This window comes from Veillonella sp. oral taxon 158, assembly GCF_018376515.1.
Taxonomy (GTDB): domain Bacteria; phylum Bacillota; class Negativicutes; order Veillonellales; family Veillonellaceae; genus Veillonella; species Veillonella rogosae.
The window spans coordinates 32,750-44,546 of sequence record NZ_JAHABE010000012.1 but is presented as its reverse complement, the minus strand read 5'-3'; the positions used below and the strand labels follow the sequence as shown (position 1 = coordinate 44,546).

Below are 11,797 nucleotides of genomic sequence, written 5' to 3'. Positions count from 1 at the left end.
AGCTAGTTATTAAATTAGCGCACAACGCGTTTCGCGCCGATGTAGCGTTCGCCCCAATATCCTGTATCAAGGTCTGCTACTGCAACACCACGACTGGAAGTGGCGCTGATGAACTTGCCATCGCCAATATAGATACCGGAATGAGATGGACCTGGCTCATATGTTTCGAAGAATACCAAATCCCCTGCTTTCAAGTTCGCACGAGAAACCTCAACACCTACGTTATATTGTTCGTCCGCCAAACGAGGTAAGGAAATACCTTGTTTTTCGAATACATATTTAACGTAACCAGAGCAGTCGAAACCACTTGGAGTCGTACCGCCAAATACATATGGTACACCACGGTATTTGTCAGCTTCTGCCAAGATAGCATGAATGCTGCTAGGTGTTTCATTTTTCGCAATATTATTTAATTTAACGTTTTTGCCATTAATGGATTGACCAGCAATACGACGAGATGTCGCATTATTGTTTGTGAAAGCGGATTTCGTTGCTACTGCTTTAGTCGCTGCATTTTGAGTCAATACTGCCTTCGTAGAACGAGGAGCACCCATCAATGCGTTATACGTAGCAGGACCTACGATACCGTCCACTGGAAGGCCACGATCTTGTTGGAACAGACGAACTGCCCATTTCGTTTCCTTACCATATACACCATTTTTGTCTGTAGCATTATAACCGTGCTTAATTAGTTGTTGTTGAACCGCTGTAACACTTTTGCCCTTATCACCATATTGTAATGTTGTTGCGCCAACCATGGCTGTTGTGGCACACACAAAAGTTAATGTTAATGCCGTTATTTTAACCTTACTATATTTTGACTTCATATGCTTCCTTTCCAAACTTTTAAAGTAAGTTATTTATTCAAAATATACTAACCGTCTATTTATTTGCATCTACAAATACAGCTAGTCTTCTTTGCGTTTGTGAGTATAAGTCTCTGATGCCATAAATACATCTGCACTACTAGGTCCGAGTAACGGAGCCTCTTCATGCTCTTCAAAATTTATAGCTGACTTAACCCAATACAAAGGCCGTTGCTTCACCTCTTCAAAAATACGACCTACATACTCGCCAATAATTCCCAGTCCGACGAGTTGAATCCCCCCAATAAACAAAATGGATACGCCTAACGTAGTCCACCCATTCAAGGCTTGTCCTGTAATGTATACATACAACAGATGTAAGATAAGCAAGAAGCTCATACCACCACAGAGTACACCTACATACAAAGCGGCCCGTAAAGGAACCCTTGAAAAGGCTGTTACCCCATCGAGAGCAAATCGAATCATTTTGCGCACACTAAACTTTGAAACCCCTGCAAATCGAGGTGGAGCTACAAAGTGCAACTCAGCTTGTCTATACCCTAAGGCTCCAACAATACCGCGCAAGAAACGACCATGTTCTCTAAACCGTTTCAACGTGCCTAATGCTTTACTATTCATGAGGCGGAAATCAGATCCACCTTCCACAATAGGAACATCAGCCATCTTGTTCATTAGCTTGTAATAATACTTAGACGTGAAAGATTTGGCCCAACTAGCGTCCTCAGTTGAATCTCGAATGGTGCGCACCACATCGTACCCCGATTCCCATAACCGAACGAGTTCAGGAATCAATGCCGGTGGATGCTGCATATCACCGTCCATTGTAATAACTGCATCGCCATGAGCATAATCAAGACCACACGTAAGTGCTGTCTGATGCCCAAAATTACGAGCAAGCAATAACACTTTTACATGTTTATCATTGTATGCAATTTCACGTAATATCATAGATGACGAATCACTAGATCCATCATCTACGTAGATTAGTTCATAATCGTACGTGAGACCTGACATAACATCAGTGACGGCTTCATAGAAAATTGCTATGTTTTCCTCTTCGTTATATACAGGTACTACAATAGAAAGTAACATAAATCCTCCAAAGTATTTTACTCACATATTTTATGTTAATTAGTAAATTAAGGCAAATCACCAAGGTTAACAATAGGTAAAATTCCTCTTGTAAACCCAGTAAATAAGCTACTTTTTAAAAAATCACTAAAAACACGCTTCATTTAGCTTATATATAAGTACAACAAATCAATAAAACATTTATTTATTTGAAATTTTACTCAATGCGGGTAATTATAAAATAATTTTATTTCTCTACAGAACTAAGGAATAATGATTATTACTAATTTTATAAAGTGTTAATCAAAATATCAGATAGATTTTTGATAACAAACACACCAAAACACCCTTAATTCATTTTATATTCATATAAAAATTAGTTATTTTATTAATTTAGCCCCACTATTATGAATTAAAATTTTTATTCCACAAAACTCTCTTAAAAGAAAAGAGGCTTTATATAATAATACAATTTCATAACTTTTACAATGATACATGTTTCACTTATATAAAAATACATGTTTCACTTATATAAAAATACATGTTTCACTTATATAAAAATACATGTTTCACTTATATAAAAAGGCCACAAATGAAAAGGATGCCCAACATAAAATGGATCCCCAAATCATGTTTAATTTGGGAATCCACTTCAAAGGTCCTTTTCTGTTATAGTCCTGCAGCATCAATCCAGGATTGTAAATCCTCTTCTGCCATTTCCATATCTTCTTCGTACGCACCAGCAACAACAGGATATTTTGCTACCTCTACAGTGTGCAAAATTGAGTCGTCACGACCATTTTTAAAGGTACCAATCCAAATCCCTGAGAATTGAGATTCATACCACTCTACAGGTTGATCAGTTTCATTAAAACTAATTGTAATATGACCACGTCCAAGGGTTTCTAATACTTCCACTTGTTCTTCCTCTGTAAGGCCTGTTTTTTCAATATAAATAGAATAGGTTTCACCAGTCTCACGCAAGTTTTTAAGAGCTAAACGCAATTCATTTAATACAGCCCTTACATTGTTGTAATTTTCAATCATATATACTCCTATAATTTCGGTTCTACTTGTACGCCCCATTGTCGAAGTACATTAAGGACACGGTCTTTTACCTCTGGTAAGGCCTGTTGAACAACCTCACTTGGTTCAAAACCAATCTCAAGGGATTCTGGCTCTACACCAATGACTACGGCATCCTCTAGAGGCTCCTCTTGAATGGCGCGGATACGTAAAATATCTTGCATACCTACTTCATGCACAGAAATATGCTCAGTAAAATATTGCTCTAACTCTTTATGAGGGAACTCATAAACTGTTCCAGGCGGTTCTCCTCCATTAATTGCATCTACGAGAAGGATTTTCTTCATACCTCTCATATAGGTCAGTAATTCCATCCCCATAGTGCCACCATCAATAATGGTAATGGCAGGTGTAAAAGCAAAAGACTCTTTTAAGTCTTTTACAACATGTACTCCAAGCCCTTCATCGGTAAGTAATATATTCCCTACTCCAAGCAGAACAATTTCATTATTTCCATCATCATAAAGGCTACTTAAATCAATACGCGGACCCTCAGAGTCCGCGTATTGTTCCAAGCCACTGATGAACTCAGTACTTGTATCAGTCATCATTCTTTAATTCTCTTTCTCTAGGATCGTCAGGGTTGCTTGGACGATATGTAGTAAAGGATGGTTTCTCAATACGTTCGCCACGACGGCGTTTACCATTGAGATCCTCAATATCGATTGGATCATGAGCATAGTATTTCATACCAGAAACCATAGAGGATACTTCACCAGATTCCTCCATAACGTCTTCTCGGAACGCCATGTACACGTGCACAATTGTAAAGAATAAGAAGCACCAAGCAATGTAGTGATGAATCATATGAATATTATATTCCCCACCAAATAGGCCAACTAAAGGAGACAACAGAGTGCCTAAGAAGCCATTTGGATCGATCATGGAGTACATGGTAGCACCTGTAACGATTTCAAAGAAGAACATAATATACACCATCATATAGGCCGTTCTCGCTAAAGAGTTACGAATCCAATGATGTTCATGTTTTTGAGGGATCATTAAATAGTGTAATATCGCTTCTTTAAGACCATACCAATATCGTTTTTGGTTGAATTTAGGTAATAATCTATCACCACGATTAAAGAAACCTGCCGCAATACGGAAAATAAAGGAGAATGTTAAAATTGCCCCTGCACCGAAATGAATTCGGCGCATAGTTTCCATAGAAAACCAACCATCAATTGCAAAGGTTGGCTCCGGATTGCCTGTTATGGCAGCAAAACCTGGGTCACCAATATATAGACCAGTCCAGAATAAAGCTGTTACGCTAAGTACCATAGTCCAGTGGAAGATGCGCAGCCATAAACTAAATACGACATACGCCTTTTTGTCAGTATGTATTAACATAAGTCCACCACCCTTTATTTACACAATGCATCAGTATTGACGGAAACGATTTTTTCGCCTTTTTTATTGTATAAATGGGTTGCACAGGCAAGACATGGGTCGAAGGAGTGAATAACCTTCAAAATCTCAAGTGGTTTATCTGCAATTTTTACTTTTGTATCAATCATGGAATCTTCGTATGCACCATGTTCATTAGCTGCAGTCTTAGGACAAGCATTCCATGTGGACGGTACGATACATTGATAGTTTGCAGAGCGACCATCTTTAATGTGGATCCAGTGACCCAAACCACCACGAGGCGCATCTACAAGGCCAACGCCTTTTGCATCTTTTTCCCATGTATTTGGTTCAAACTTAGTCATATCTGCTACTGCAGTATCACCATTTTTGATATTGGATACAAGTTTATTAAAGAAGTATTGGCTAATATTTGCCGCTACTTGTGCATCAAGACCACGACATGCTGTACGACCTACCATAGTTGTCATCCATACATGTGCAGGTACGCCCAATACTTGGGATACTGTATCGATTTGACGAACAATCATAGCTTCTGCCCAAGTAGGTTCTTTAATGATACCTTGTTTTACTTTTGTATATACAACGATATATTTTGCTAATGGACCAACCTCTGCAGTTTTACCTTTGAAAGTTGGGGATTTAATCCAAGAGTATTTTTTATCTTCGTCAAGATACTCCCATTTCTCTTTAGTGCCAGATTTAGGACCTGTGAATTTAGGATCTGTAACACCATCAATAGGATGAAGTGTTTTCGTACCATCTGGATATGTGAACCAAGAGTGGTCAACCTCTTCACTAAGGTATTGAGGATCCATGAAGTCCTTACCTTCCAGAGGGATAAATGTAGCTTTATCTACGCCTAATGCAAAGTTTTCTACTACACCATTAGAGCGAACGATACATTTTTTATGGTAGTCACCGTCAGAAATACCTGTATAAGTATCGTCAGGATAGTCACCATAAGACATAACGCGTTTTTTCGCAAGACCACCGCCATCAATCATGCCTTTTTCTACGTACATTTTGCCGATAGCTAAAAGATCGGGTACATAGAAGTTATCTACCAAGTCTTTAGTCAATGCAATAGATTGTTCTACTGCAGCAAGACGTTGCGTATTGATAGGCGCATTCATATCATTCATGGAGATAGCACATGGCATACCACCAATGATGTAATGTGGATGAGGGTTTTTACCACCAAATACAACGTGAGGAATTACGATATCACGTTGACGGTCAAGAATATTCAAATAATGGGATACAGCCATCAAATGAACCTCAGGTGGTAATAAATTATAATCTGGATGATCCCACCATTGAGCAGAGAAAATACCTAATTGGCCAGATTCAACAATTTTCTTAACCTTTTGTTGTACTGCTGCAAAATACGCAGTAGTTGCTTTAGGGAACTCCTTAGGATATGCAGAATCTTTAGATGCTGTTTCGGCCGGAGCTAAACCACTAATATTATAAGTAGCTAATACGTCATTTTGTAATTGCGCTGTTTTAGCTGGATCTGCACTAAGAGCCGCTACAGGGCTAACCCAGTCAAGAGCATGTAAGTGATAGAAATGCACGATATGGTCATGCACGTCTAAACAGCTATGCATAATATTGCGGATATAGTTCGCATTCTTAGGAATCGTAATACCTAATGCATCCTCTACAGCACGTAAAGATGCTAAAGCATGTGTTGTTGTACATACGCCACAAATACGTTGTACAAAGGCCCATAAATCACGAGGGTCACGGTTTTTTGCAACGAGCTCGATACCACGCCAAGCAGTACCAGAAGACAATGCGTCCTCTACCTTACCACTTGCTTCATCAACTTTTATTTCTACCCGTAAATGACCTTCAATACGGGAAATCGGATCTACTACTACGCGTTTCATTAGTGACCTCCTCCATTATTATGCTTCGTTTCATCCCATAAACCTTGTTCTTTCAAGCGTTTTTCCTCTTGAATATCAAGATATTTATTGCGAATAAGGGTTGCAGCACCATGAGCAATAACCGCTGTAGTAGCGCCAACAGCAGCTACGGTACCAATTGTATCAGCAGTTGTAATGGTATTCGCTAATGGAATGTCAGGTAAGCGTTTATAGAATACGTCATTATCCCAGAAGCCCTTTTCAGAGCAACCAATACAGCCGTGACCGGATTGAATTGGATAGGACAAACCATTCCACCAACGCAAGTTACCACAAGAATTATATGTTTGAGGTCCACGACAACCTACTTTGTACAAGCACCAACCAGATTTAGATGCATCATCGTCGAATTTCTCAACGAATAGACCAGAGTCAAAGAAGGCACGACGGTAGCATGTATCGTGAATACGATTGCCATAAAATTGTTTAGGACGACCTTGTGCATCAAGAGGTGGAATTTGACCAAACAATGCATAATGCATTACTACACCAGTCATAACCTCTGGAATTGGAGGACAGCCAGGAACTTTAATAATTGGTTTGCCAGATACAACAGAAGATACAGATACTGTATTTGTTGGATTTGGTTTAGCCGCTTGGATACCACCCCAAGAAGCACAAGAACCATATTCGATGATCGCTGCAGCACCTTTAGCCGCTTCTAACAAGGATTGTTTAAATGTACGACCACCTACAGTGCAGTAAACACCATCTTCGTCAAGTGGCACGCCACCTTCAACCGCCAAGATGTATTTACCAGCTTTTTCTTTGATGATTTTTTCTAGATGTTCCTCTAACGGTGCACCAGAGGCAGCAGACAAAGTATCATCATATTCAAGAGAAATCATGTTCAAAATAACATCAGAGGTAAATGGAGAGGATGAACGGATGAAAGATTCACTACAACCAGTACATTCATGACCATGTAACCAAATTACCGTAGGCAATTCAGTTGTTTCAGCAGCCTTAACAACGGTGTCTAACATCGTTGGTGGTAGACCTAAAATGGCGGTGAGTGCTACACAGGATTTCATAAATGTGCGTCGACTCAAACGGCGCTCTTGGAAGAGTGTCCATAGACTGTTTACACGATTCTTCACGGAATATAGCCTCCTTACAACAACTTTGCGCAATATATGTATATTACTTAATAAACTACAACGATATGATAGCAATCATTTTTATAAGCTTACTTTATCAGATGATAAAGTTCAAAATTCATGATAACAATCACATTCTTACTACTTTATTATAACACTTTATAAAACTAATAACTATAGAATTTAAGCAAAAAAGCTGTATATAAGAGGTAATTTCTCTTATATACAGCTCTGTATGCTATGTTTTTGTAATTTTTTAACAGTTATTAGTCTGTTACATGATTTCCTTAATTAGGGCCTCAAGCACGTCAGCTTTTTTGTAACCTACAAGGGAATCAAGCATTTTGCCATCACGGAAGAATACCATAGATGGAATGCCATCGATGTCTTCTTTCAATAAAATACCACGAAGATTTTTATCTTCCGCATCAACGCTGAAGAATTCTACTTGCCCTTTAAAGCGTTCTGCCACTGCTTCTACCTCTGGACGCATAACAGTGCAAGGCTCACACCAAGCAGCCCAAAAATCAACAATAGCCAAACCTTTAGATCCAAGTACTTTTTCATCAAATTCTTGTACACTAGTAATCGCTGTAATTGCCATGAAGTTCTCCTAACAAAGATCTACAATCTTATATACTACTATAAATTATATCCTACATATGGAAGCAAGCAATCAATAAGCCGAGTTCTGTTCCGCTTGCGCGGTGACGATTATCTTTCTAGGCGTACAGTCGCCTGCACGCTCGAGCGACACAACCCGGAAGGTAGGCGGGACCACCCTTAACCCTTCCCTATTCGGTCTTGCTCCGGATGGGGTTTACCGAGCCAGCCTGTTACCAGACTGCTGGTGAGCTCTTACCTCACCTTTCCACCCTTACCACTGACGTGGCGGTTTCCTTTTCTATGGCACTTTCCCTAAGGTCACCCTCGCCAGACGTTATCTGGCATCCTGCCCTATGGAGCTCGGACTTTCCTCGAGTCCTATGGACTCGCAACCGTCTTTCATACTTGCTTCAATTCAGTTTATCATAGCTAAGCTATTTGTTGCAAGAAAATGCAACATTATAAAAAGAAGAAATCATTTTGCTCTGTGAAAGCTTGAACAGGAATAGAAAGGCCTGTTCCGATTAAATAATCTCGCAAACCATCAGCTACAATAGATTCTGTACCAAAATGCCCTGCATCAACTACAAGGAGTCCTAACTCCTTAGCCATTTGGGCCTCATGATACTTCACATCACCTGTAATATATGCATCTACATGCAAACGAGCCGCATCTTTAATAAATTCAGCACCAGCTCCGGAGCATAACGCAATAGATTGAATCTCCTTAGGTGCAATACCTGCAAAGCGAATATTTGCCAATGGTAAAGCTTCTTGTACCCATTCACGGAAGGTATCTATATTTAATGCATTTGGCAAGCGGCCAACTCTGCCTAAATACTGAGTAGAAGCTGAAGGCCCTACCAAGGACACAACTTCATAAGCCACTTCTTCATAAGGATGTGCTGCTTTCATAGACTCAATCACTTGGCTTAAATGAGTACCATCTACGATAGCATTCACTTGTACCTCAGGTGCCACCGTTAAAACACCTGCTTCACCGATGACAGGATGAGACGCTTCATTACCGATGAAGCGTCCTTCACCGTGAAGACTAAAGCTACAGTGCTCATAGTTGCCAATTTTTCCTGCCCCTGCGGCCCCCATAGCATGACGAACCGCATCAGCAGAGCTTTCAGGTACAAAGGTAGTCACCTTATATAGCACTTCTTCACCAGTTTTAACAAAACCTTTTATGTCAATAAGGCCTAATTGATTTGCCAACATATCATTAAGACCACCTGGTGCAATATCGAGATTTGTATGAGCACTATAAACGGCAATCTTATGCTGAATCAACTGATTAATCATACGGCCTTGCACCGTATCGCAAGATAGCTGTTTTAAACCTTTAAAGATTAATGGGTGGTGGCTAATAATCATATTGTAGTTATGCTCAATAGCATAGGCTATAGCTTCCTTTGTAACATCTAAGGTCGTTAATACACCTGTGACCACTGTATTGCGATCACCTACCATAAGACCTACATTATCCCATGATTCAGCATAGGAACGCGGCGCTAGTTGTTCCATCAACGAAATAACATGTTGAACCGTTGTCATATAACTCACTTCCTTCTATCTATTTTCTAAAAGACTACAAAGAAATGCCACTTCAGCATCTAGTTCCTTATATTTACCAGTATGCCTCAATTTATCAGTCATACCATCTAGTGCACATTGGCGTTGGTAAATCAAATAGTCTATGTATTTCTTCCAAAGAGGTGGACGTTCCTGTTCAAGAAGAGCCCCCACAGACCACAATAAGGATTCTTCAGGCAATTCGGCATACACATTTTCTTGAATTGGTGTACCAGTATACGTTTCTATACAATCTTCGCGAATCGCTAAAAATGCAGTATATAATTTACCTGCATCTTCAACGATAATTTCAAGAACGATAACATAGCCCTTTTGTACCATATACTGACGCAATTCTTTTTGCCCATTTTGTGGTTGTAACACGTAGAACTCTAATGGTTCAGGTCCTGCGTCTACAATATCGCGCATCAAAAAGCCGCCCATACCACAGCAGATGGCACCATTTAGCTCGCCTTTCTCAGTTACCTTTAGACCATCTCCTAAACGGCAATCTACCTTAGACTCAAGCCCACGGGACTTAACATATTCTTTTGCTGACTCTAACGGTCCTTTATGCACATCCCCAGCGATGACAAATTCAGCACGACCACGATTAATGAGTTCTACCGCTAAGTAGCCATGATCAGTACCGATATCTGCAATAGCATGAGCCTTTGGCACGATTGAAAACACCGCTTCCAAGCGGTCCATCATAGGTCTAGGTTCCATAATATCCTCTACTATTAGTATATAAAAATAACCGCCCTTGAATTCTCAAGGACGGTAGATATCAACATAATTGGTGGGCCCACCTGGGTTCGAACCAGGGACCGACCGGTTATGAGCCGGTTGCTCTACCCCTGAGCTATAGGCCCACAGTTAGTTTCTAGCTTATTAATTATACCGAATAGGCTAGTACTAAGTCAAGGTACACCGTATTTCTATGACTGTTTCATGGGCATAAAACGATGAATCATATCTTTATTTTAACACAAAAGGGCTGTAACACAGTGCTAGAGAACACTGCATTACAACCCTTACGAGATTCTTTATCTTATAAGAAGTCTTTAATTTTATCGCGTTTACCGCGGTTACGCAATTTAGTAAGCGCCTTACCTTCGATTTGGCGGATACGTTCACGAGTAACATTGAAGTGTTGACCCACTTCTTCTAATGTACGAGGTTTACCATCCTTCAAACCAAAGCGCAAGATCAATACTTGTTGCTCACGATCAGTTAAGCATGTAAATACATCTTCAATTTGCTCTTGCAACAAGATGTAACTAGCTGCATCATCTGGAGCAATTGCGTCTTGGTCTTCGATGAAGTCCCCTAAATGGGAATCTTCTTCTTCACCAATTGGAGTTTCCAAGGATACTGGCTCTTGTGCGATTTTTTGGATTTCACGCACACGCTCTACAGTAATCCCCATGCCTTCCGCAATTTCCTCAGGCAATGGTTCACGACCTTTATCTTGCAACAACTGACGAGAAATACGAATCAATTTATTAATCGTTTCTACCATATGTACAGGAATACGAATCGTACGAGCTTGGTCCGCAATAGCACGCGTAATCGCTTGACGAATCCACCATGTAGCATATGTGGAGAATTTGTAACCTTTTGTATAGTCGAATTTATCAACCGCTTTAATAAGACCAAGGTTACCTTCTTGAATCAAATCCAAGAATAACATACCACGACCTACATAGCGTTTTGCGATACTGACAACTAAGCGCAAGTTAGCATCTACCAATTTTTTCTTAGCCTTTTTGGCAAGTTGGATATCTTTATATGTAGCATCTTCTGCTGCGCCAGCTTCAATTTGCTTTGCTAAAACGATTTCTTCGTCCGCAGAAAGCAAAGGAACACGACCAATCTCTTTGAGGTACATACGCACTGGGTCATCGATATTAACACCAGAGTCTACGCTTAAGTCAATGGAGATATTCTTCTCACTAACAACCTCTTCAGCGTCTTCTTCTGGCACGATTGGATTTTCGTCTACATCTTCTGCATCGATGTCAGCAACAACCTCAATATTTAATTTACCTAACGTAGTATAAATGTCATCTAATTGTTCTGCAGTAATTTCCGCCTGCTCATGAAGAGCATCTGAAATCTCGGATTGTGTCAACACACCGGTCTTACGGCCTTTTTCAAGAAGTTGTTCCACAATCTCCTCTATTTGACTTTTTTGTACTTTCTTAGCCACAGCGCT

At 40.0% G+C, this 11,797-nt stretch carries 11 protein-coding genes, 1 tRNA gene and 1 other RNA gene; all 13 read right to left on the bottom strand.

The features are described from left to right. Positions 1 to 14: 14 nt before the first annotated feature. Positions 15 to 827: an NlpC/P60 family protein gene (locus tag KH364_RS07785; RefSeq protein WP_009351205.1), complete on the bottom strand. Its 813-nt coding sequence runs from the start codon at positions 825 to 827 to the stop codon at positions 15 to 17. Positions 828 to 908: 81 nt separating this feature from the next. Continuing rightward, positions 909 to 1,919, bottom strand: coding sequence for a glycosyltransferase family 2 protein (locus tag KH364_RS07780; RefSeq protein WP_265138777.1), 1,011 nt, complete (start codon positions 1,917 to 1,919; stop codon positions 909 to 911). Between the two features lie 648 nt (positions 1,920 to 2,567). Continuing rightward, the gene (locus tag KH364_RS07775; protein WP_009351019.1) at positions 2,568 to 2,945 is read right to left on the bottom strand and encodes a hydrogenase expression/formation C-terminal domain-containing protein; all 378 of its coding nucleotides are present in this window, start codon (positions 2,943 to 2,945) and stop codon (positions 2,568 to 2,570) included. Between the two features lie 8 nt (positions 2,946 to 2,953). Next, positions 2,954 to 3,532, bottom strand: a complete 579-nt coding sequence (locus KH364_RS07770) for a HyaD/HybD family hydrogenase maturation endopeptidase (RefSeq protein WP_273299232.1) — start codon at positions 3,530 to 3,532, stop codon at positions 2,954 to 2,956. Continuing rightward, complete coding sequence (gene cybH / locus KH364_RS07765; RefSeq protein WP_273299218.1) at positions 3,525 to 4,334, bottom strand: Ni/Fe-hydrogenase, b-type cytochrome subunit; 810 nt, start codon at positions 4,332 to 4,334, stop codon at positions 3,525 to 3,527. The genes KH364_RS07770 and cybH overlap by 8 nt, the downstream gene beginning before the upstream one ends. A gap of 14 nt (positions 4,335 to 4,348) precedes the next feature. Continuing rightward, the gene (locus tag KH364_RS07760) at positions 4,349 to 6,250 is read right to left on the bottom strand and encodes a nickel-dependent hydrogenase large subunit (protein ID WP_273299217.1); all 1,902 of its coding nucleotides are present in this window, start codon (positions 6,248 to 6,250) and stop codon (positions 4,349 to 4,351) included. Then, positions 6,250 to 7,389, bottom strand: coding sequence for a hydrogenase small subunit (locus KH364_RS07755; RefSeq protein ID WP_273299216.1), 1,140 nt, complete (start codon positions 7,387 to 7,389; stop codon positions 6,250 to 6,252). Before KH364_RS07755 ends, KH364_RS07760 begins: the two co-directional genes overlap by 1 nt. A 274-nt stretch (positions 7,390 to 7,663) precedes the next feature. Next, positions 7,664 to 7,993 (bottom strand): thioredoxin family protein, encoded by a 330-nt coding sequence (locus tag KH364_RS07750; protein WP_009351245.1) that lies wholly within the window; start codon positions 7,991 to 7,993, stop codon positions 7,664 to 7,666. 60 nt (positions 7,994 to 8,053) lie between these two features. Further along, positions 8,054 to 8,404: RNase P RNA component class A (gene rnpB, locus KH364_RS07745), an RNA gene on the bottom strand. A 50-nt stretch (positions 8,405 to 8,454) separates the two neighbouring features. Next, on the bottom strand, positions 8,455 to 9,558 hold the full coding sequence (locus tag KH364_RS07740) for a Nif3-like dinuclear metal center hexameric protein (RefSeq protein WP_273299215.1): 1,104 nt from the start codon (positions 9,556 to 9,558) through the stop codon (positions 8,455 to 8,457). A 15-nt stretch (positions 9,559 to 9,573) separates the two neighbouring features. After that, positions 9,574 to 10,305 carry a class I SAM-dependent methyltransferase gene (locus tag KH364_RS07735; RefSeq protein ID WP_273299213.1) on the bottom strand — a complete coding sequence of 244 codons (732 nt, stop codon included), beginning with the start codon at positions 10,303 to 10,305 and terminating at the stop codon, positions 9,574 to 9,576. 71 nt (positions 10,306 to 10,376) lie between these two features. Then, positions 10,377 to 10,451, bottom strand: a tRNA-Ile gene (locus KH364_RS07730). Positions 10,452 to 10,630: 179 nt separating this feature from the next. Then, entirely contained in the window at positions 10,631 to 11,791 is a 1,161-nt protein-coding gene (rpoD, locus tag KH364_RS07725) for an RNA polymerase sigma factor RpoD (protein WP_273299212.1), read from the bottom strand. Between the last annotated feature and the right edge of the window lie 6 nt (positions 11,792 to 11,797).

What these genes read in the sequence shown, in the direction of transcription:
- KH364_RS07780 (WP_265138777.1), bottom strand. Translation starts at nt 1,919, where the DNA reads ATGTTACTTTCTATTGTAGTACCTGTATATAACGAAGAGGAAAACATA.
- cybH (WP_273299218.1), bottom strand. Translation starts at nt 4,334, where the DNA reads ATGTTAATACATACTGACAAAAAGGCGTATGTCGTATTTAGTTTATGG.
- KH364_RS07785 (WP_009351205.1), bottom strand. Translation starts at nt 827, where the DNA reads ATGAAGTCAAAATATAGTAAGGTTAAAATAACGGCATTAACATTAACT.
- KH364_RS07750 (WP_009351245.1), bottom strand. Translation starts at nt 7,993, where the DNA reads ATGGCAATTACAGCGATTACTAGTGTACAAGAATTTGATGAAAAAGTA.
- KH364_RS07775 (WP_009351019.1), bottom strand. Translation starts at nt 2,945, where the DNA reads ATGATTGAAAATTACAACAATGTAAGGGCTGTATTAAATGAATTGCGT.
- KH364_RS07735 (WP_273299213.1), bottom strand. Translation starts at nt 10,305, where the DNA reads ATGGAACCTAGACCTATGATGGACCGCTTGGAAGCGGTGTTTTCAATC.
- KH364_RS07770 (WP_273299232.1), bottom strand. Translation starts at nt 3,532, where the DNA reads ATGACTGATACAAGTACTGAGTTCATCAGTGGCTTGGAACAATACGCG.
- KH364_RS07760 (WP_273299217.1), bottom strand. Translation starts at nt 6,250, where the DNA reads ATGAAACGCGTAGTAGTAGATCCGATTTCCCGTATTGAAGGTCATTTA.
- KH364_RS07740 (WP_273299215.1), bottom strand. Translation starts at nt 9,558, where the DNA reads ATGACAACGGTTCAACATGTTATTTCGTTGATGGAACAACTAGCGCCG.